General features: G+C 54.3%; 16 protein-coding genes and 1 pseudogene. 1 reads left to right on the top strand and 16 read right to left on the bottom strand.

What is annotated here, in order from left to right:
- Positions 1–126 precede the first annotated feature (126 nt).
- From JFU11_RS06215 to JFU11_RS06280, 15 genes and pseudogenes are all read right to left on the bottom strand, one after another.
- Positions 127–393 (bottom strand): hypothetical protein, encoded by a 267-nt coding sequence (locus JFU11_RS06215; RefSeq protein ID WP_201060086.1) that lies wholly within the window; start codon positions 391–393, stop codon positions 127–129.
- Complete coding sequence (locus JFU11_RS06220; protein WP_201060087.1) at positions 390–737, bottom strand: DUF6124 family protein; 348 nt, start codon at positions 735–737, stop codon at positions 390–392. Before JFU11_RS06220 ends, JFU11_RS06215 begins: the two co-directional genes overlap by 4 nt.
- 236 nt (positions 738–973) lie before the next feature.
- On the bottom strand, positions 974–1,234 hold the full coding sequence (locus tag JFU11_RS06225; RefSeq protein WP_201060088.1) for an Imm50 family immunity protein: 261 nt from the start codon (positions 1,232–1,234) through the stop codon (positions 974–976).
- A complete protein-coding gene (locus JFU11_RS28025) occupies positions 1,176–1,337 on the bottom strand; it encodes a hypothetical protein (RefSeq protein WP_201060484.1) in 162 nt (53 codons plus the stop codon). The genes JFU11_RS06225 and JFU11_RS28025 overlap by 59 nt, the downstream gene beginning before the upstream one ends.
- A 69-nt stretch (positions 1,338–1,406) precedes the next feature.
- Positions 1,407–1,874, bottom strand: a complete 468-nt coding sequence (locus JFU11_RS06230) for a hypothetical protein (RefSeq protein ID WP_201060089.1) — start codon at positions 1,872–1,874, stop codon at positions 1,407–1,409.
- Positions 1,875–2,495: 621 nt separating this feature from the next.
- Positions 2,496–2,909: a hypothetical protein gene (locus tag JFU11_RS06235; protein ID WP_201060090.1), complete on the bottom strand. Its 414-nt coding sequence runs from the start codon at positions 2,907–2,909 to the stop codon at positions 2,496–2,498.
- Positions 2,906–7,681, bottom strand: coding sequence for an RHS repeat-associated core domain-containing protein (locus tag JFU11_RS06240; RefSeq protein WP_201060091.1), 4,776 nt, complete (start codon positions 7,679–7,681; stop codon positions 2,906–2,908). Before JFU11_RS06240 ends, JFU11_RS06235 begins: the two co-directional genes overlap by 4 nt.
- Positions 7,678–8,422 (bottom strand): annotated as a pseudogene (locus JFU11_RS06245) (DUF4123 domain-containing protein). The gene JFU11_RS06240 and the pseudogene JFU11_RS06245 overlap by 4 nt, the downstream one beginning before the upstream one ends.
- Positions 8,423–8,446: 24 nt before the next feature.
- Positions 8,447–9,253, bottom strand: a complete 807-nt coding sequence (locus tag JFU11_RS28030) for a hypothetical protein (protein ID WP_201060094.1) — start codon at positions 9,251–9,253, stop codon at positions 8,447–8,449.
- Positions 9,254–9,399: 146 nt separating this feature from the next.
- Positions 9,400–9,732: a hypothetical protein gene (locus JFU11_RS06255; RefSeq protein ID WP_201060095.1), complete on the bottom strand. Its 333-nt coding sequence runs from the start codon at positions 9,730–9,732 to the stop codon at positions 9,400–9,402.
- A complete protein-coding gene (locus JFU11_RS06260; protein ID WP_201060096.1) occupies positions 9,729–14,402 on the bottom strand; it encodes an RHS repeat-associated core domain-containing protein in 4,674 nt (1,557 codons plus the stop codon). The genes JFU11_RS06255 and JFU11_RS06260 overlap by 4 nt, the downstream gene beginning before the upstream one ends.
- Positions 14,402–15,139: a DUF4123 domain-containing protein gene (locus tag JFU11_RS06265; RefSeq protein WP_201060097.1), complete on the bottom strand. Its 738-nt coding sequence runs from the start codon at positions 15,137–15,139 to the stop codon at positions 14,402–14,404. Before JFU11_RS06265 ends, JFU11_RS06260 begins: the two co-directional genes overlap by 1 nt.
- Complete coding sequence (gene tssI, locus JFU11_RS06270; RefSeq protein WP_201060098.1) at positions 15,129–17,171, bottom strand: type VI secretion system tip protein TssI/VgrG; 2,043 nt, start codon at positions 17,169–17,171, stop codon at positions 15,129–15,131. The genes JFU11_RS06265 and tssI overlap by 11 nt, the downstream gene beginning before the upstream one ends.
- A 131-nt stretch (positions 17,172–17,302) precedes the next feature.
- Positions 17,303–17,818: an Hcp family type VI secretion system effector gene (locus JFU11_RS06275; protein WP_007900657.1), complete on the bottom strand. Its 516-nt coding sequence runs from the start codon at positions 17,816–17,818 to the stop codon at positions 17,303–17,305.
- A gap of 105 nt (positions 17,819–17,923) precedes the next feature.
- A complete protein-coding gene (locus JFU11_RS06280; protein ID WP_201060099.1) occupies positions 17,924–18,118 on the bottom strand; it encodes a hypothetical protein in 195 nt (64 codons plus the stop codon).
- 100 nt (positions 18,119–18,218) lie between these two features.
- On the opposite strand from JFU11_RS06280, the gene JFU11_RS06285 reads away from it, so the two are divergent.
- Entirely contained in the window at positions 18,219–18,896 is a 678-nt protein-coding gene (locus JFU11_RS06285) for a type 1 glutamine amidotransferase domain-containing protein (protein WP_201060100.1), read from the top strand.
- A gap of 121 nt (positions 18,897–19,017) precedes the next feature.
- Here JFU11_RS06285 and JFU11_RS06290 read toward each other — a convergent pair whose 3' ends face one another.
- A complete protein-coding gene (locus JFU11_RS06290; protein ID WP_201060101.1) occupies positions 19,018–20,409 on the bottom strand; it encodes a VOC family protein in 1,392 nt (463 codons plus the stop codon).
- Positions 20,410–20,422: the final 13 nt, after the last annotated feature.

The following is a 20,422-nucleotide window of genomic DNA, read 5'->3' on the forward strand; positions in this document are numbered from 1 at the left end:
GTTTAAAGACAGTTTTTAACAAACACTTGCGAAGTGCTGCGTGCATAAGTCTGGGAGGTGGTGTTTAAAAGTTGCGGATATAAAAATGGGCGACCCTACCTTGGGTCGCCCATTTTTATTGTTGATTTAAAGCTGCGCTCGCAACCGCCGCCCGACCACATCCAGCAGATCGCAGCCATCACGCAACGGGATGGCCAACACCCGCGCAAACTCTTGCAACAGCGCAGCATCACCCCCCAGGGCTTCGCCCAGAGACAGCGATTCCAGCAGTTGAGTGACGCTGCGAATGCGATACGCCGCCGTGTCATGCAACACATCGACAGGCGCTTCGGTGTCGATCAGCAGGGAAGGGATCGTGCAGTCGATGCCGGTAATCGGCATGTATCGAGTCATGGCTGCACCTCCTGAGCATAGGGCGCCCCACCGGGTGGATCGAGATTGTCCAGCGCCCGGTTTACCAACAATTCACCCAGCACGGCCAATTGCTGAATCGATAACGCCAGGCTGCGGTGCGAACCTTCGAGTTCACAAGCAAAGTCGGTCGTCAGCACGTTGAGCGAGGCGAGGGTTTCGCAGGCGTGGCTTAGCAGGGTTTCGGTGTCGATGTTGGGGAGGAGGGTGAAAACGTGGCTGATGGGGTCGGGGCTTTTTGGGTTGCGGAGGCGGGCGCTGATGGTGCGTTGGGTTGCTTGGCTGAGTTGGAGGGGGGTGAGGGAATCGGGTGGAAATTTTTTCATGGTGAAGCTCCTGAATCAACGGAGCCGTAAAGCGGCATTTGCATGCCTTGATCGTGTTCGGTCTGTCAAAACCGGTCGCTGAGGTTGCAGCGACTGGGGGAGGTTATCTGGGGAGGGAGGGGAGTACAAGTTCATGGATGGCGATGGGGGTTGTGGGAAATGTCCGATGCTTTTGTCAGGCGTCCAAAGGGGCTGAAAAATTGAGTCAAATTTGATTTTAAGTGAGTTCGGGTTTTTTATTGTTCATATATACTGAGGTCCACAAAGTAGGGGGATTTTGTTGTGAATTCAAATGTCGAACTGCTGTTCGAAGCATGAATTGTGAAGAGGCTTTCGCTCTGAGTGATTTTTATACTAAGTTTTTCTTTTGTAGGTATATTTTTGATCGTCAGGCTGCTGATTTCGCTACAGTTTAAATCGATGCGGCATGTGTTGAATTCAGCCTTTTTCCATTTTTGCGGGAGGGGCGTCAGGGAGTTCTTTGATGTCGAACTCAAGTATTATCGTTGGTCTGTTGTTTTCGATGTTTACTGTGAAAAGTTCAATGAGGCCAATTGCTACGGGGGTTTTGAAAATTTGGTTGAAAAAAAATGCTGCCATCGATATCGTTCCAGAACTTCATTTTTGTTCCTTGTGGCCAAGCTTAGTGGGCGGGTTTGTTTTTTTCTACTACCACAGATCTATTCTTGCACACTCGAATTCAATGATGTTCCCAATCTCTAATCCTCTTGGTAAAAAATCATCGATCACCATATGTATGTCGCCAACGGCAACCACTTGGTTAGTGATGTCGATAACTTCGGAAATGACTTTTCGCTCAAGTTTTGTGTCGCTTAAGTTCCATATTCCTACCGCCGACTGATCACTGATCATTGCGTTTTTTACAGAAAAAACGTGGAGTGGTTGAATTAAATGCTCGCCCACTATTACATTGCAAGGTTGAGAGAAGGCGATGCATGTGAAGTTACCATCACTAATTTCAACTTCCGCTTCTTCAGCTGACTTCGATATCCATTTAATGCTTTTTATTATCATGTTAGATCGCTTCGATTGTGGTGGCTGATATGGATACTTCCATCCTGTTTGTTGATTCGGTCCAATCGTGTCTGTTTTACCGATTTTGGCTGGGCTTCCCATCCTAGGCTTGGTGCTTTTGTCTCGAAGAAGGAACAGGTTTTAGGTGCCTGTCGTGATTTCTCCTTTATGGCCCCCCCCCTTTATGTACATGAGGATAATTGGCTTTTTGGTTGCGTAAAAAAATATAAGTGGGAACTGGAGTCGTCTATTTTTTTAACTATGTCTCCTTGGATGTATTGGTTTAATTCGGATTCAACTATAGTTAGGTTTGTGTATTTTGCATGTTTCTCTGGGAGTTCACATGCGTAGTTATACAGGCGCCATGCGTCGAACCCATCGGTTCTTCCATTCGGCCCGAAATCGAAATCCACACAATAATCTGGATATTCGATCATGCATCCGCTCCCATGTAATTGATAGCTCACTCCATTAAGAACTTTTCCTCGTTGAGATATTTTTTTCTCATGCCATAGCTGTTGTAGTGATCTCGAGCCGAATTTGTCTTCAAGCAACTGTAGTGAGGTTTCTACAGCGCCTAAAAAATCAAAAATTAATAATTCCAGATCCTTGTTAATCATCTTCTCAGCCAAAAGGGGGCCAGCCAAAAGGGACAGATTTATTTTCATGAGTACGTAGAAAATAGATCTGTCGCCTTCCTTATTGTTTTTTTTGGTTGCTAAATTACTCTGAGTCCATAAGTGTTTTGTATTTCGCAAATGTAGTGATAGCTTGCTCGTCGCCATCAATTAAGTTTTCATAAAAGCTAATGTTTGTGGCCCATTCTTGGAATATAAGTGAGCTTTTGTATTTGTTATTATCTTGAGTTCGAAAGCTAAGTTTCCAATGAGAGGAAAGTCGCTCGTCAATAATATCAAAGACATCGGCTGCATATGGTTTTGGATACTCATCATCTTTTTCTGTGCATATATAGAACCAAGGGCAGTTGTCTCGAAACTCGATGCCATAAACCGTGTATTCCATTCCAAGTTGCAAGTCTAGCTCGCCGTCAGGCATGAATATGTAACGCTTTAAACGCATGACGGTTTCTGGTGCTGATATGTCATTCAGATTGTTGATTTTGCATACGACTTTCATTTGTCGATGACTCCGGGTGGCACTGATGGGTCATTACCCCAAGGTTTTATATCATCGGTGCTGTGCTTTTTGAACTTGAAATCCATGAGCTCTCCGGTCTGCGGATTGCGTACATAATGTACTACGGAGTCATTTCCGTTCTTCGATTTTATCTTGAGCTCAATTTTATCCATTCCTTTAAAGGCAGGATCATTGAGGTTTTCGATAATAACGACGCCTTGACCTTCTTTAGCTGCCTGTAATGTCATCTGATCTTGAATACTTTTAGGTTCCCGACTCCACTTGTCCGGTCTTGGAGGGGCCGGAGGGGGAGGGGATCCTTCATTTACGGTCGCTTTAACTGGTGGATCTTCCAGTCTGATTTCCGACTTGCTACCACCCGCTCCAGGACAGCTTGTCAACCCCAACGGATCCACCCACCCCGTAGGGTTAGGCACGTACTGGTAGTTGTTCAACCCACCCGCCAGCTTGATCAGATCCGGCGTCAGAAACCGTCCAGTCCCCGGATTGTAGTAGCGATGCCGGTTGTAATGTAACCCTGTCTCGGCATCGAAATACTGGCCCTGAAAGCGCAGCGGGTTGTCGATTTCGGCGATGTCGAGTGCGGCGAGATTACCGTAGGCGCAGTATTTCGCCGACCACATGATCTCACCGCTGTAGTCGGTGAGTTCCTGTGGGGTGCCGAGGTGGTCGAGTTGGTAGTAAAACGGTGCGGCTTTCAGCGGACCTTCGCCGTCGAGCATCGCCAGCGGGCGGAAAGTTCCCGGCTCGTAGATGTAGCTGCGATAGCGGTTATCCGCGCTTTCTGCGATTAGGCGTTCGCCTTGCCACAGGAATTCGGTGGTGTGGCCATCGACGGTTTTGGCTATGCGACGGCCGAAGGCGTCGTATTTGTAGCTCGCGATGCTGCCACCCGGCAGGCTGACGCCGATCAAACGATGCTGGCAGTCGTAACGATACTCGGTGACGAGTTTCTGGCCGGTACCGCGACGTTCGCGGGTCAGATTGCCAAAGGCGTCGTAGTCGTAATGGCGATCGCCCTGCATCAGTAGGCGGTTGCCCTTAATGTTGGCGAGGTTCGCGGTCGGCTCGTTGTTTTGGCCGAGGAGGTTGCCCGCCGGGTCATGGGCGAAGCTTTCAGGTGTGCTGCCACGGACGTTGATCAGGCGATCGAGCGGGTCGTAGTGGTAGCTGCGGTTGCCTTTGCGGCTGTCGTCGATGCCGGCGAGGTTGCCGTTGGCGTCGTAGGTGTAGCGGCGCTGGAACAGATTTTTTTCGCGCTGGCTGACGCTGTGTGCCTGCAACCGACCCTGTTCGTCGTACTGGTATTGGCTGAGCAGCAGGCCTTGTTGGCGCTGCTGTTCGCGGCCCGCGTTGAACTGGTGCGTGGTCAGGCGCGAGCCGTTGAGGTCGATGCTGCTCAGGCGGCCACCGGATTGATGGCGGTAGTCGAGTTTGCTGCCGTCCGGCAGGCGGCAGTGTTTCAGTTGGCCGACGCAGTCGTACTCGTAACGCAGGGTGCCCCAACCCTGGTGTTCGGTGATGAGGCGGTCTTGCAGGTCATATTCATACGCCAGCGGCCAGTTGCCGTCGTCAACGTTAACGAGGCGGCCGAGGGCGTCGTAGCTGTAGTGAATTTCTTCGCCGTCGGCCAAGGTTTTCACCAGCAGGCGGCCAGCGGCGTCGCGCTGGTACTCGGTCAACAGTTCGCTGCCATCGTCGCCGAATTCGGTTTTCTTCAGCAACCGACCGTTGAGGTCGTATTCGTAGGCGGTGCGGCGACCGTCGAACCCGGTTTCCTGCTGGATCAGGCCGTTCGGGTAGTAGTCGAGGTGGTAGTGCTCGCCGCGTTCATTTTCAATCTCGGTGAGCAGCAGGCGCGAGTTGTCGTAGCGGTAACGCAGCTGGCTGCCGTCGGGGTTGATGCGGCGGCTCACCAGGTGCAGGTTGTCGGCGTATTCGTAGCGGGTGATGCGCCCGAGTTCATCCCGTTCGGCGGTGACGCGACCATACGGGTTGTAGGTGAAGGCGCGGGTGGCGCCACCGGGAAGGGTGATTTGTGTCAGGCGATCAACGGCGTCCCATTGGTAATGGGTAATGGCGCCGTTTTCATCCTGACGTGTGATTTGCCGACCTAGCGCATCGTAACGATACTTGCGTTGGCCGCCGTCAGGCAGGCGTTCTTCCAGCAGTTGGCCGAGATTGTTCCAGCCCAGTTGATGACGGCTGCCGTCGGGATGACGTATTTCCAGCAGGCGGCCTTGACGGTCGTAGCTGTAGTGGGTTTCGGCGCCCTGAGGATCGGTTTGTTGGGTGATATCGCCTTGACGGTTGCGCTCGTACTTCCAGCGCGCTTTACCTCGCTGGACATCAATGAGTTGACCATTGAAGTAGTTGTAACGGGTCGGTTCGTCTTCCGGCGGGATCACGGCCATCAGGCGCCCGGCATCGCTGTACTGATACTCGGTGATGGCCCCCATCGGATCTTTTACTGCGACCAGACGACCCTGATCGTCATAGGCTTTCTGCGTTTCCCCACCATCCGGAGCGGTCTCGCTGATCAAACGCGCATTCTTATCATGCACGTAGACATGCTCGCTGCCATCGGAGTTGTAAGCAGTCACTGAACCTTTGTCATCCCACTCGTAACGCGCTTCCAGCTGCGAGTAGTTAGCCCAGTGACGGATGCAACGGGAAAGCTTGCCTTCACGCTCCCATTCCCAGAAAAAACTGGCGCCACCGGCCAGTTGCCGTTCCAGAATTACGTGCTGATCGTTATAGCGGTAATACTCGGTTTCACCTGCCGCATTGTTCGAGGATACGAGTTGATTACGCATGTTGTAGCGGTAGGAGACCAAGGTCTGAATGGTTAGCCATGGATCCTGGCGTTCACCGCGCTCGTTGTACTCGGAGCGTTGTTGCTGATGATCCACCGCGGCGATATGACGGTCGTCGTAACGCAGCAGCAAGGCGCGGCCTGCGCCGTTGTCGATGCGTTGAATGCGGTCGACAAAGTCATAGCTGATATGCACCCGATTGTCATAGGCATCGCTGATGGTGATCAGTCGCCCGGCACGGAAGTGATAGAAGCGTGCTTTGGGCCCCGCCTGGGTAAGGATCAGTTCACCGGGAGCATCGCCCAAATAAATTGCTGCCTGCGCCAGACTATTGGTGATAGCCGGGCGTTGTTCGGTTGGCATCGGGAAGCGGATCTGGCGGTTTTCGTTGTCCGTCCACAGCACACCTTCATCGTCCAGTTGCAAACGATGAGACAGGGAATGGCTCCAGCCATGGCCAAGACGGCTGTCGATTTCGACCGCACTGCTTCGGTAAAGGCGCGTCCATTCCAGCGGCAACAAACCACCCAGCTCGCCATCGGAGAGGGTCAGCAATTCCTCGCCGGTCACCATCGAAATCGGGTCGTCTTTGAGGCAGGTTTTGTTGGCACACTCGGTGGGTTGGTCAGCCGGGTTTTTCGATTGATTTGGCGCGTTGTCGACCGCCTCTTTTTGCTCGATACGTGTGATGCTTTCAGTTTTGCCGCGCGCTTGGATCTGCGCATCCGTTTCCACTTTTCCACCGGCGACAGGTGGCTTCTTCTTCGGCGCCGTTGCTGTTTCGGCGGGTTTGGGCGGAGCGATCTCAACGTTGGCTTTACGCGCCGGGTTGAATGCCGAATTGCCATTAAGCAGTAAAGGCCGAGCCGCCTCGGTATGCGGTGTGGCGCTTGTTTTGCTGACTTTCATCAGCATGCCGGTAAAGTCTTCAATCAGTTTCACGACTTTGCCGCTGTTTTGCGTGGCTTTAACTACCTTCGTGCCAATGCGCACGGCCAGGCCGAGACCACCGGTCAGGACGACACCGACCAGAATGTTCAGCAGGAACTCTGTGGTCAGCTGAGCCAGTACTTCCGTGCATGTCTGCGGTGGCAGCATCTTCACCCAAGCCATGATGGCGGCAACGTAGATCCACATTAGTGGTTCATCGCTGGCGATCAACAGGGCAGTGTGAATGGCCTCAGCGGAGGCGTCATAAATTTTCTTGATTTGCTCTTCGGTGAAGAAGTTTTTCAGCTTCTCGTAGTTCTCACGAGGATGCGCAACCAGGTTGTAGAGGCTTTTGATATCGCCCCACAAACCCATGATCGCTTTCAGAAAGCCTTCCCATGCGGCCTCCAGTTCCTGCAGGACACGGCCACCCATTGATGCATCGGTATGTGCCTGCCAAAGCGGTAGGAAACTGGTGCTCCATTCAGTCTGCAACCAGCCGCTCAAATCGCCGATCACGCCCTGATAGGAGTTGAACAGGCTGTCGATCTGCGCGCGAGTAGGGTTTGGGAAGAACGTGATTTTGTATTGCTGATTGGGCGTGAGGCCAGTGATTTCCAGAATCCCGGTCGAGTCGATTGTCTTGTTGATTTCCGGTCCGGCTTCGTTCTTGCCAATGAACCGGCCATCCACCACAGGCACCAGACGGACCGGCGTATTGCCGATCGGAACAAATCGCGCAGACTCGAAGCTATGCACAAGCGTGAGTTTGCCGTTTGCCGGGCAGTTGGCATAAAGGGTGTTTTCCTTTTTGCTGTCCTTGTCCTGAGTGTGGACCTCATCACCGACCTTGAATTGCTGTTCCGCGTCCAGGACTCCGCCGTACCAGGCCTCGGCATGCTCACGGTAATCCTTCAGGCACTTTTTGAAGTCACTGATGATGGCCTGAGCATCAGGTTGTTTTGCCGTGAGGTTGCCTACGATCTCACCCATCAGAATGCTCATACAGCCACCTCATTTTCCAGATGGGCCTTCAACAGCCCGGTGAAATTTTCTTCCGTGAGCGGCGTGCGTTTTACGAAGCGCGCCACTTTTGTTCGCAGGTTGGATTCGGGGAACGAGAAGTACAGCTCGGCGTGATCCTCCTTCAGCCACTGCATCATGTTGCCGATTACGGTCGATGGGTTTTGCTTGGTCAGGCCATCCAGCAACGCCTTCGGCACTTCCCACCAAGGCCAGTCTTTCGCCGGAGGCACCGCGCGCGGCCCTACCACCAGGCTTTTCCCATTAATCAGATACCGATCAAACACCGGCAGCACTTCACCGGCGGCATCGCCGAGTCCTTCCAGAATCGGGTAGATATGCCGCCCATCCCAGAACCGGAAAAACACTTCAGTCCCATCCGGCATCCGAACCTGAGTGAGGCTACGCAGATGTTCGAACACCACGTTCGGTTCGCTGCTGGAAACGGCCAGCCACCCCCCAATCGAGGGCGTCGGTTTCGGCAATCCATGGCAGGAAGCTTGAGTTGGGTTTCAACTCGGTGAGGTAGGGCATCACTGGCTGCCAAGCCGCGTAGGGTGTACCGCCCCAGATCGGGATCGCCTGGGTTGTGGGTTCATTTTGGTAAAGCGTCTTGAGCGCTTCGGCATCACTGGCCGCACTGATGATCAGGTAAAGGCGTTCACCCGGCAGTAGCGGGGTTTCGGATAACCAGACCTGTGGATTGGTGTTTTCAGATGTCACAACAGCCGTCCTTGATGAGTGAATCTAAAAACTCATGTCAGCTTCAATGTTTTCTTCGTAAGTCGAGAGCAACTTCTCAACGCTTTCGTTTCCGGAGTATTTTTCTTTCAACTGCTTCAGCTGCTGGTCGGTGCCCTTGCAATATTCATTTATATCGCTGATGACTCGATCGAGATTTTTCGGGGCGGCGGGGTCCCGTTCAGGAATATCTCCGCGCAAAGAATCACAGTTGTCTCTGTTTTTGATGTAGCCGGAGACGTCGGTCGGAACGGACTCAGCATTTTCCGTTTCGCAAGAATGTGACGTTGGCTCTGCATCGTAACCTAGGTTCATATACAAGTGACCGTTCAAACTCCCATTTTTTCTCGAGAAGAGATGAACGCCTTCTTGACTCAAGCAGGTGCTGATAGTTGTAGCTTGGTCCTTGATCTCAACGGCTGAGACGCCGTTTTCGGTTGCATTTTTACCAACTACAGCTATGCCAATGAAAGGCGCTGTGTATTGGATGTCAAGCCCATAGATGTGCATGTCGGATTCGTTGAGCAGGTCCATTGCATCGCCCTGCTGCTGTTTTCCTCCAGTTGTTTTTGTTAACTTGCAGCAAGCAACGATTCCATCCTGAGGGAATTGGACTGAAATGACTTCGTTGCTTGAAATATTCTGGGTTGTATATAAATAAGTTTTCCCGTCTGGATTGTTTTTAACGAATCCAAATCCAGTGTCTTGGGCAAATACTGACCCTGAAAAAATAGTCAGAATGATGAAAAGTGTATGTTTAATGTCCATCGGTTGACCAATGTGGAGGGTCGGAAACAAGTTTTTTAACTCCATATGTAGTACCTACTGGATTCAAGTCGCTTATAGCCAAGAGGGGGCGGATTTATTTTCATGAGTGCTTAAAAAATAAATTTGTCCCCTTTGACCCTTCCTTGTCTATTGTCCATCTATTTGCTTTTTTCTGGAGAGACGTCTGTGGTCTAGAAATAAAAAAATAAACCAGTATTATGTTGTAGGGCTAGTTTGTTTAGCTGGATAATTTTTTCTAATGGGTCAAATTCTATGTGTTCAGATGCTTTGTATAATATGTTTAGTAGGGTGCTAAGTTCTGCTGTTCCTTGAATACTTTCGTCCTCGTATTCATCTATCATCTTTCCTAAAGATGAATTTATTGTTTCGATTAGCCCTGATTGTGATAATTGTATGTAGTGTTCTTCTGATAATTGAAGCTCCTCAAGGTCTCCTGGTAAACACTCGTCTAGATCTAAACGTTTCATTGCTTCGGAGCTCAATGGTACCGAGATTATTTTCACTTTACTGGCTCCTTGTTGAAGTGGGTTACTTCGTTATATTCGTTCTGTGTTCTGCCCGTTTGTTTTCCGTTTGGCAGTGTTTTATTGCTGGGAACTATGCCTTCGAGATTCAAGTACTTCCTTTTCCCAGAGAGCGAAGGATCATAAATTCTGAAGTAATTTCCATTTGTATCTTCAACTACCTCAACTCCATTTTGAGGGTTTTTGTATATTTTTTTCCCTTTGTCAGTAGTAGTGATGACAGGGTTCGGCCCTGCAAATTTATCAATAGCGCCGTTTAAATTCGCTTTCGGCCAATTTGCTGAGTATTGAGCAGCCCTCGCTGCACCTCCTGTTTCAGGCGCTTTCTGTTCGCCTTCGTCTACTTGCGGCTTTGTCGCTGAATCACCAGATCCTACATTTGGTGTGCACCCATCTCCACCCGGACATGTCGTCAACCCCAATGGATCCACCCATCCCGTAGGGTTGGGCACGTACTGATAGTTGTTCAACCCACCCGCAAGCTTTATCGGATCTGGCGTCAAAAACCGTCCGGTGCCCGGATTGTAGTAGCGATGCCGGTTGTAATGTAAGCCCGTTTCCGCATCGAAATACTGACCCTGGAAGCGCAGCGGGTTGTCGATTTCGGCAACGTCGAGGGTGGCGAGGTTGCCGTAGGCGCGGTATTTCGCCGACCACATGATCTCGCCGCTGTAGTCGGTGAGTTCCAGTGGGGTGCCGAGGTGGTCGAGTTGGTAGTAGAACGGCGTGGCTTTCAGCGGGCCTTCGCCATCGAGCATGGCCAGCGGGCGGAAGCTGCCCGGTTCGTAGATGTAGCTGCGATAGCGGTTATCCGCGCTCTCGGCGATGAGGCGTTCGCCTTGCCACAGGAACTCTGTGGTGTGGCCGTCGACGGTTTTGGCGATGCGGCGGCCGAAGGCGTCGTACTGGTAGCTGGCGATGCTGCCACCGGGCAGGCTGACACCGATCAGGCGATGCTGGCAGTCATAACGGTATTCGGTGACGAGTTTCTGCCCCGCGCCACGGCGTTCGCGGATCAGGTTTCCATGGGCGTCGTAGTCATAATGTCGGTCGCCTTGCATGAGCAGGCGGTTGCCTTTGACGTTGGCCAGGTTCGCGGTCGGCTGGTCGCCTTGGCCGAGGAGGTTGTCCGCCGGGTCGTGGGCGAAGCTTTCCGGGGTGGTGCCACGGACGTTGATCAGGCGGTCAAGCGGATCATAGTGATAGCTGCGGTTGCCTTTCCGGCTGTCGTCGATGCCGGCAAGGTTGCCGTTGGCATCGTAGGCGTAGCGGCGACGGAACAGATTGCGTTCTTGCTGGCTGACGGTGTGGGCTTGCAGTCGGCCTTGTTCGTCATACTGGTATTGGCTGAGCAGCAAGCCTTGTTGGCGCTGCCGTTCGCGACCGGCGCTGAATTGGTGCGTGGTGAGGCGCGAGCCGTTGAGGTCGATGCTGCTCAGACGGCCGCCGGATTGGTGGCGGTAGTCGAGTTTGCTGCCGTCGGGAAGGCGACAGTGGCTGAGTTGGCCGAGGTTGTCGTATTCGTAACGCAGGGTACCCCAGCCTTGGTGTTCGGTGATGAGGCGGTCTTGCAGATCGTATTCGTAGGCGAGGGGCCAATGACCGTCGTCGACGTTTACGAGACGGCCGAGGGCGTCATAGCTGTAGTGAATTTCCTCACCGTCAGCCAGGGTTTTCACCAGCAGGCGGCCAGCGGCGTCGCGTTGGTACTCGGTCACCAGTTCACTGCCGTCGTCGCCGAATTCGGTTTTCTTCAGCAGTTGGCCGTTAAGGTCGTACTCGTAGGCGGTACGGCGACCGTCGAAGCCGGTTTCCTGTTGGATCAGGCCGTTCGGGTAGTAATCGAGGTGGTAGTGCTCGCCACGTTCGTTTTCGATGTCGCTGAGCAATAGGCGCGAGTTGTCGTAGCGGTAGTGCAGTTGGCTGCCGTCTGGATTGATACGACGGCTGACCAGGTGCAGGCCATCGGCGTATTCATAGCGGGTGACGCGGCCTAGTTCATCACGCTCGGCCGTGACACGTCCGTATGGGTTATAGGTGAACGCGCGAGTCGCACCACCGGGCAGGGTAATTTGAGCAAGGCGGTTGGCGGCGTCCCATTGGTATTGAGTGATAGTGCCGCTTTCGTCCTGGCGAGTGATCTGCCTGCCCAGTGCGTCATAGCGATACTTGCGCTGACTGCCATCTGGCAGTTGCTCTTCGATCAATTCGCCTAGATTGTTCCAACCCAGTTTGTGGCGGCTGCCATCTGGGTGACGGATCTCCAGCAGACGGCCTTGGCCGTCATAGCTGTAATGGGTGGTATTGCCGTCAGGGTCTACTTGTTGGGTGATGTCACCTTGTTTATTACGCTGATATTTCCAGATTGCATCATCACGTCGGACTACTGTTACAAAACCGTTGCTGTATTCGTATAAGGTTGGCGCGTCTTCCGGCGGGATGACTGCTTCCAGGCGTCCAGCTTCGTCGTACTGAAATGCTGTAATAGCCCCCAGCGGATCTTTCTCGGCAATCAACCTACCCTTGTCGTCATATGCGTTTAGATATTCGGCGCCATCCGGTTCGACTTTGCTGATCAGTCGGGCTTGATCGTCGTGGGTATAGATTTCCTCACTGCCGTCGGCGTTGGTAACGGTGACGCTACCCTTGTCATCCCAGACGTAGCGAGCATCCATCTGAGAAAAGTTCGCCCAGTGATGGATGCAACGTGAAGATTTACCTTCGTTTTCCCACTCCCAGAAGAAGCTTGCGCCACCAGCCAGTTGCCTTTCGAGAATGACGTGTTTTTCATCGTAAGCGTATCGCTCGCTCTCACCGGCAGCATTCTTCGCTTCAACCAAGTGATGTTGTTCGTCGTAACGATAACTGACTAATGTCTGGATGGTGCTCCAGGCATCCTCCAGATTGTCTGCCGGGCTGAACTGCTGGTAATCGACGCCGACGATATGTTTGCGGTCGTAGCGCAGCAGCAAGGCACGATCGGAACCGTTGTCCACACGCTTGATGCGCCCATGAATGTCACGGGTGATGTGCAGGCGATTACCGTATCTACCGCTGATAGCGATCAGCGTGGCACCCTTGCTGTTGTAGCGGAAGTGATAGAACAGTGTGTGATCCCCTGCCTGGGACAGAATCAGTTCAGACGGGTCGTCACCGATGAAAATCGCAGCTTTGGACAGGTTATTGGTAATGGCTGGCCGTTGTTCGCTTGGGAGGGGGAAAGTCGTTACGCGGTTTTCGTGATCAGTCCAGACGACTTCGTCGTTGTTGATCTCCACTCGCTGCGCTAGTGCATGGCTCCAGCCGTAGCCTAGGCCACAGTCGATTTCCGCAGCACTGGTGCGATAAAGGCGAGTCCATTCAAATGGAAGCAGGCCGTTGAGTTGGCCATCGGTGAGTGTTAATAATTCTTCACCGGTGACCATCGAAACCGGGCAGCCGTTAACGCAGGTTTCTCTGGTGCACGCGACATTTTTGTCATCGTGATTGGTTGATTGTTTGGATTTATCATCCAAATGTTCCGAGGCATTTACCTTCGCGTGATCTTGCCTACCCCAACCAATTTTTACTTTGCCTTTTTCATAGGCACCAGCCGCCGCGCGGGTGGCGATCTTCTTGTATTGATCAATAGACTCCATAAAAGCTTTCAGAATCTTGAAGACGGACTTGATAAAGCCGGTTACTGCGTCAAGAATTTTTGCACCGTAGTTCACCAGGCGAACGCCTAAATAGGCAATGCCTGACCCTTCTGCCGCAAACGTCAATACCACTGCCAATACGATGTCGATAAGGATCGATACCAGAATGGTGGACATTTGCTCGGAGAATTTGCCGGCGACCAGGCTAGGAGGCAACTCAAGAAGCCAGATAGCCGCTGTTTTTAGCAGTAGAAAAAGGGCTGCTTGGTCACTTGCCAGCAGCATGACCTTTTCCATGGCAGCTGGTGTTTCTTTTGCAAGTTTGATCAGGTCAGTAGCGCTCTGACCTAGGTCATCTTTAAATTTTCCAGGGTCTTTCAGGATCTCGAATACGCGTTTTATGCCATCAAACGCACCTTTGACTGCCTCCAAACTGCCGTTGGTAATGCCATTGAGTTGAGCAAGGTAAGTTGTCGACAATATCTGAGTGGGCCATAGCGGCTTATAGTTTTTCCACTCAGCATCCAACCATGTTTTCAGCTGCTGTGTCAGGCTGTCGTAGGAGTCGAAGAGCTCCGCAACCTGATCTTTGGTCACCTTACTCTGAACGCGTACATAGTATTTTTTTCCGGGGATACCTTTATATACACCTTCGCCTCTTTCGTTCAGATCGACGGAAACGGGTTCACCACCATTTACCGGCGTAACATCGACCTTGATGTTGCCAACGGGAATGTCATGGAGCGATACGAATTTACTTTCAATCAGTAAATTGCCGTCCTTCGGGCACACTGCGACGGTAGACGAAAAATCGCTATCGTTCGTGCTGACTGTCGCGCCGGCACTACCGAGTTTGACTGTCCTGTTCATTCCAAAAAAAGCTGGCTTATCGAAGAACTGAGGGCCTTTGTCCAGCCACTGAGCAAAATTGCTTTCGGTCAGTTCTCGGTAGAGCTTCAGACTGTCCTTGAAGGTGGTCAGTTGGTCATCAACAAAGGCAACGCGATCCATCAGCCTTGCTCCAGAATCAGGTGGTTTAACAGTGCTTCATTAAGGTGTTTCGGAGCATCTGGCCGGCGCACGAAACGTGCGATTTTCAGCTTCAGATTGCTCTCGGGGTAAGCGGCGTAGATGTCTGGACGTTCCTCTTCCAGCCATTGCATCAGGTTGCCGATCAGGGTCGACGGGTTTTGTTTCGCGAGGCTGTCGACCAACGCCTTCGGCACCTCCCACCAAGGCCAGTCCTTCGCCGGTGGCACCGCGCGTGGCCCCACTTTCAGACTCTTTCCATTGATCAGGTACCGATCAAACACCGGCAACACTTCACCGGCGGCATCTCCGAGTCCTTCCAGAATCGGGTAGATATGCCGCCCATCCCAGAACCGGAAAAACACTTCAGTCCCATCCGGCATCCTCACCTGAGTGAGGCTACGCAGATGTTCGAACACCACGTTCGGTTCGCTGCTGGAAACGGCCAGCCACCCCCAATCGAGGGCGTCGGTTTCGGCAATCCATGGCAGGAAGCTTGAGTTGGGTTTCAACTCGGTGAGGTAGGGCATCACTGGCTGCCAAGCCGCATAGGGTGTACCGCCCCAGATCGGGATCGTCTGGGTTGTCGGTTCATTTAGATAAAGCGTCTTGAGCGCTTCGGCATTGCTGGCCGCGCTAACGACCAAGTACAAACGCTCACCCGTCTGCAGCGGCCGTTCAGCCAACCACGCTTGAGGAGTCAACAGATCAGATCGCACAAGCACCTGCCTTGCATTTCTCGCACTCTTCACAGAACGGCGCATTACGTTTCAGCGTATTGATCTGCGCCGGGCTCAGAACCGCACCAGCCTTGTCCGCATCCGCCTGTTTCAGCGCCCCGGGCATCAGCGGTGCAGCCCCAGTGCCGTTCCCCGGACTCCCCCCGGAGTTCATGTTGATCACCGGCCCGCTCAGCGTCACGCCGCTGGCGTCGATCTTGATGAAGCTGCCGCCGCCCTTGAGGGTTAATTCGCTGCCGGCTTCGAGCACGACTTTCATGCCGCTGCTCAGGTGGATTTCCTGGCCTGCTTCGATGAACTGGCCGGTGCCGATCTTGATGTGCTGGTTGACGCCCACGGTCAGGTGGTCGTTGGCGCGGGTTTCGACTTTGCGGTCTTTGTGGACGGTGTGGTGTTCTTCGGCCTTGAATTCGCTGTAACTGTTTTGTTCGACGGTGTCGTGGCGTTCGTTGCCGACGCGGATTTTCTGGTCGTGTTCGACGTTTTCGTCCCAGTCGCGCTGGGCGTGCAGGAAGATCTGTTCCTGGCCCTTTTTGTCTTCGATGCGCAGTTCGTTGAAACCGCCACCCCCCGGAGAGCTCAGGGTTTTGAAGGTGCTGCGGGTCTTGTTTGCCGGCAGGGCGTAGGGGACGACGTTTTCCTTGTGGTACAGGCAGCCGCTGATCAGCGGTTGGTCGGGGTCGCCTTCGAGGAAGCTGACCAGCACTTCCATGCCGATGCGCGGAACGGCGATGCCGCCATAGTGGGCGCCGGCCCAGGCGGAGGAGACGCGCAGCCAGCAGCTGGTTTTGTCGTCGGCCGCACCGATGCGGTCCCAGTGGAATTGCACTTTGACGCGGCCGTACTGGTCGCAGTGGATCTCTTCACCTTTCGGCCCGGTGACCACGGCGCTCTGGCTGCCGAGGATCCGTGGTTTGGGGTGGTTCAGCGGCGGGCGGTTCGGTACGTCCCACGGGGTGGCCTGGAAGCGGTTGCGGTAGCCCTGATGGAAATCGTCCTTGAGCTGGGTCGTGTTGCTGGTGACCGACTCTTCCAGCACTTGCGGCTGTTTGCCTTCGTGGAGGATTTCGGTCAGCAGCCACAGGTCGTTCCATTTGGTTTTCGGGTGCTGGGTCAGGGCCAGGAAGTGGCCGCTGACCAGCAACGGCTGATCGCTTTTGCCTTCGGCAAGCTGGAAGTCGCTGCGGTGACGCTCGAGGGCGCGTTTGGCCAGGTGCTTGCCGCGTTCGCGGTCGATGAAGCGGCCGGGGTAGTCGTAGTCTTCGAGGTCGGGCAGGGCGTCGCCACGGTTTTCGCTTTCCAGGGTCAGGCGCGGTTTTTCGAAGTCGTAGTCGCGGCGGGTGGTGCGGCTGGTGCGGGTTTCCAGGCGCAGGTCGAAGCGCTTGATCGCCGGGTCATTGGCGACCATGCCGGAGTCTTGCTGGTAGGCCACGGGCGCGAGTTTCGGGAACACCGTCTGGTCATCGCCGAACACCAGCTTGTGGGCCGTGGCGCTGTGCTGGAAGTGGTAGTGGATACCTTCTTCCTCGCATAGGCGCTGGATGAACTGCAGGTCCGATTCATCGTACTGAACGCAGTAAATGCGCTCGGGATAAATCGTCCCGACTTTGAATTCGTAGGCATTGCTCTGGATGCCGTGCTCTTCGAGGACCATGCCAATGATTTTTGGCACGGTGAGGTTCTGGAAGATGCGTTGGTTGATGCGGTGCGCCAGGTAGGACAGCTGCGGACGCAGGGTCACCGCGTAGCGGGTCAGGCGTTTGCCGGAATCGCCTTGGGCGGCACGATAGATCTGGCCATGGATGCCGCTGCCGTCTGGCGAGAGCTGCAAAAAGGCCGGTTTGTGCAGCAGGGTCTCGAGGTCCAGGGACGGCTGTTCACTGACCAGCTCCACCTCAAAAACAAAAGGCTGGCTGATGGCTTCCCGACCTTGCAGGGAAAGGACCTGGAGATCGTTTTCCAGACCTTCGATAGTCAGGGCAAAGTGGGTCTGATTGGCCGGCGCGAACATCCCTTGTTCCTCGTGCAGTGCTGCGGCGCACGCCTGCACCCAAACGGGCGCTTGCGGACGCGAAAATTCTTGGAAGACGCAAATGACATCGACCAGCAGAACTGGCCGATGTTTGGAACCGTCAGCCGCGATTAAGCGACTGGAACACGCCAGTCATCGGAACCCGAAGTACCGGATACTTCGTGGGTCCAGGTGATTTTGCGGTAGGTGAATTGCACTTCTTCGAGATGCGTGAAGTGCGAGTTCGACGGATCCTGGCAGTTGTGCATTTTGTTGTTGATGGCGACGATGATCGCGTCTTCCAGTTTGGTGGTGTAGTAGTGCTCCTGGGTGCCTTGAGCCGAAGTGCGGTACCACTGGATAACGATTTCGCTCATGCGCTCGCCGGAAGTCAGCGCCGCTTGCAGCAGTGGCGAGGACTTGTCGTAGACCTTGGTGATCACGACTGGCTTGTGTACACGCTGACCGGTCGGTTGGCCGGACTGTGGGTCACGCGGGATGATCACGTCGTGGCTGAAAGCCTGAACCATGACCTGGTCTTCGTGACCTTCCTGGTAGGTGTTGCCAACGGAGTCGGCGGTGAACGCGCCGGCAGTGATCAGGCCTTGTTTCTCGCCAGTAACGGACATGTACGCTGGTGTAGCCATGGATGTGCTCCTTGCTAAAAGTTAGGGTGCCCGGGAGGCGGTATCGCCCGGTGGGTGCCTGACTGTTATCAAGGTCCGTGCCATAAATGATTAAAGCTATATAAATCAGGTGGTTGATGCGATTTGTCCAGCGCCGAAAGGATTTTCGGCAAGGATCAGCTGAAAAGGTGCGCAAGAAGTTGCGCAGCACTGCGCAACTTCTTGCGCACTCGGCTGGAGGGCTTGATAAACCTGGCGTCCAGCGTCGCTGGGGGGCTTTTCATCGAAATAGTTGCGCAACTTCTTGCGCATCAAGGCCATGAGCCGTCACCCCGAAAATAGGCGCAACGAACAGCGCTGTCCGATGGTCAAACCCAGCGCCGAGATCACTGAATAACCCTGAAATCGACTGGAGAGCGACATGAAAATCCTGATGGTTTTAACGTCCCACGATCAATTGGGTAACACCGGTAAGAAAACCGGCTTTTGGCTCGAAGAATTCGCCGCACCGTATTACATCTTCAAGGACGCTGGCGCGCAGTTGACCCTGGTTTCACCCAAGGGCGGCCAGCCACCGCTGGACCCTAAAAGTGATGAGCCAGACGCGCAGACTGCGGCCACCGATCGCTTTCACAAGGATTCCGCTGCCCAGTCCGCATTAGCGTCTACCGGGGTGCTGAATACCGTGAGGGCCGAAGACTATGACGCTGTTTTCTATCCAGGCGGGCATGGCCCGTTGTGGGATCTGGCTGAAGATCCCTTTTCAATTGCGCTGATCGAGTCGTTTTACACGGCGGGCAAACCGGTGGCGGCGGTCTGTCATGCGCCGGGGGTGTTGCGCCACGTCAAGAATGCGGACGGCCAGCCATTGGTCAAAGGCAAGCGCGTGACGGGCTTCACCAACTCCGAAGAAGCCGCTGTGCAGCTGACGGATGTGGTGCCGTTTTTGGTGGAGGACATGCTCAAGGCCAATGGAGGGCTTTACTCCAAGGCCGATGATTGGGCGAGTTACGTGATTGCGGATGGTCTGTTGCTGACCGGTCAGAACCCGGCCTCGTCGGAAGCGACCGCCAAGGCTTTGTTGGCGAAGCTGCAATAAGATCAAAAGATCGCAGCCTGCGGCAGCTCCTACATCGACCGTGTGCAACCGCGATGCAGCGGGTGTACCTAATCCCCGTAGGAGCTGGCGGAGCCTGCGATCTTTTTTGCGGCCATCACGTCTATTCGGAGACGTTCAAATCCAGTGCTGCAAAACACTCCTCAATCGACCGCCGCTGTGTCTCGGCATACAACCCAAGCTCATCAATCGTCGATCTTCCCAAGGCCTTTTCGAACGCTTGCTGGTTCGAATGCACGCCATAGTGGGTTTGCGCCGCATCCCCCAGGTTCGACTGAAAAATCCCCGCCGCACTGACTGGCAGAAAGTCTTCGTACACCAGCGGTTCAACCCGCACATAGCCGCCTTTGAGCAAATCTTCCAGCGACGCGCCTTTCAATTCATCCGCCGCCAAGCCTTTTTCCGTTACGAAGTAGCGAAAGTACGCCAGTTCCTGTTGGCGCATGTCCTCGACGGTGTCAGGGAATTCGCCGAAGTGCTGCGTCATTAGCGTGTTGTAGCGTGCGGCGTTGGCTTCATTGGGGAAGTCCTTCAGTTCATCCCGGGCAGCGTTGAGCAAGCGGTCGTAAAGCGCCCGGCCTTTGGGGGTGAGCGCCGCACCGCGTTGCTCGATTTCACCGAAGCGGGCGCTATGGCTGCCGCGGGTTTCGGCTTGATCGGTAAACGCAATCGGCTCGTCCAGCGCCTTGAAGCTGGTTTGGCGCAGCAGGATCGGGCATTGGCGGCGGGGCGGGCCTTCGATCACCGCTTTGGGGGTGATGCCATGGGCGGGCATTTGCGCCTGCACAATGTCGATGTCCAGGGTGCGTGGCGTCAGGTGGTTAATGTGTGGGCCTTTGAACGCCACCACGTCGGCGATCAGTCGATGCTGGGCACTGAGCTGCTGGTATTGTGCGGCGGTGACGGTGGCGCTGTGGTGCCAGCGGAAGGTTTCCAGTGCTTGTGCGACAAAGTCCTGCGTCTCGTATTCAGTCAGGCCGCCCTGGGTTTCAGCGCGCTCAATGAGGGCCAATGCCGCCGGGGTGAAGATCGAGCGCGTGTCCAGCACCGACTGGGCAAAGGCCCGCAGTTCGGTGTCTTCGATCAGTTCCAGGCGCAGCAGCGAGGTGAACACCCGGAACGGGCTGACCTGCAACGCCGCCTCATGCACGGCACGGAACGCGGTGGAATGCACCGGCACGCCGGCCGGGGTCAGGTCGTAATAGCCCACCGGTTGCATGCCCATCACCGCAAACAGGCGGGCGAGGGTCGCTAGTTCAGCGGCGGTGCCGACGCGGATCGCACCATGGCGTTCCAGATCCAGTCGCTGGATTTCGCCGGTGCTGTGCAGCTGTCGGGCGATCTGCGGATCGCTGTCCAGCACGTGGCGGTTGGTCTGTTCCACCAGTTCCATCAGCGCGCCGTACAGCGGCACTTCTTCGCGGTACATGTCGGACATCGCTTTGGAGAAGCGTTGGCGGATCAGGTCAGGGCTGACGAAGTTCGGATGGCTCATGAAAAGTTTCCTG

It is taken from the genome of Pseudomonas sp. TH37 (genome assembly GCF_016650735.1).
Taxonomy (GTDB): domain Bacteria; phylum Pseudomonadota; class Gammaproteobacteria; order Pseudomonadales; family Pseudomonadaceae; genus Aquipseudomonas; species Aquipseudomonas farris.

Coding starts and splice junctions, on each gene's coding strand:
- JFU11_RS06215 (WP_201060086.1), bottom strand. CDS start 393: ATGACTCGATACATGCCGATTACCGGCATCGACTGCACGATCCCTTCC.
- JFU11_RS06220 (WP_201060087.1), bottom strand. CDS start 737: ATGAAAAAATTTCCACCCGATTCCCTCACCCCCCTCCAACTCAGCCAA.
- JFU11_RS28025 (WP_201060484.1), bottom strand. CDS start 1,337: ATGGCAGCATTTTTTTTCAACCAAATTTTCAAAACCCCCGTAGCAATT.
- JFU11_RS06230 (WP_201060089.1), bottom strand. CDS start 1,874: ATGGGAAGCCCAGCCAAAATCGGTAAAACAGACACGATTGGACCGAAT.
- JFU11_RS06235 (WP_201060090.1), bottom strand. CDS start 2,909: ATGAAAGTCGTATGCAAAATCAACAATCTGAATGACATATCAGCACCA.
- JFU11_RS06240 (WP_201060091.1), bottom strand. CDS start 7,681: ATGAGCATTCTGATGGGTGAGATCGTAGGCAACCTCACGGCAAAACAA.
- JFU11_RS28030 (WP_201060094.1), bottom strand. CDS start 9,253: ATGGAGTTAAAAAACTTGTTTCCGACCCTCCACATTGGTCAACCGATG.
- JFU11_RS06260 (WP_201060096.1), bottom strand. CDS start 14,402: ATGGATCGCGTTGCCTTTGTTGATGACCAACTGACCACCTTCAAGGAC.
- tssI (WP_201060098.1), bottom strand. CDS start 17,171: ATGTTCGCGCCGGCCAATCAGACCCACTTTGCCCTGACTATCGAAGGT.
- JFU11_RS06275 (WP_007900657.1), bottom strand. CDS start 17,818: ATGGCTACACCAGCGTACATGTCCGTTACTGGCGAGAAACAAGGCCTG.
- JFU11_RS06280 (WP_201060099.1), bottom strand. CDS start 18,118: ATGGCCTTGATGCGCAAGAAGTTGCGCAACTATTTCGATGAAAAGCCC.
- JFU11_RS06285 (WP_201060100.1), top strand. CDS start 18,219: ATGAAAATCCTGATGGTTTTAACGTCCCACGATCAATTGGGTAACACC.
- JFU11_RS06290 (WP_201060101.1), bottom strand. CDS start 20,409: ATGAGCCATCCGAACTTCGTCAGCCCTGACCTGATCCGCCAACGCTTC.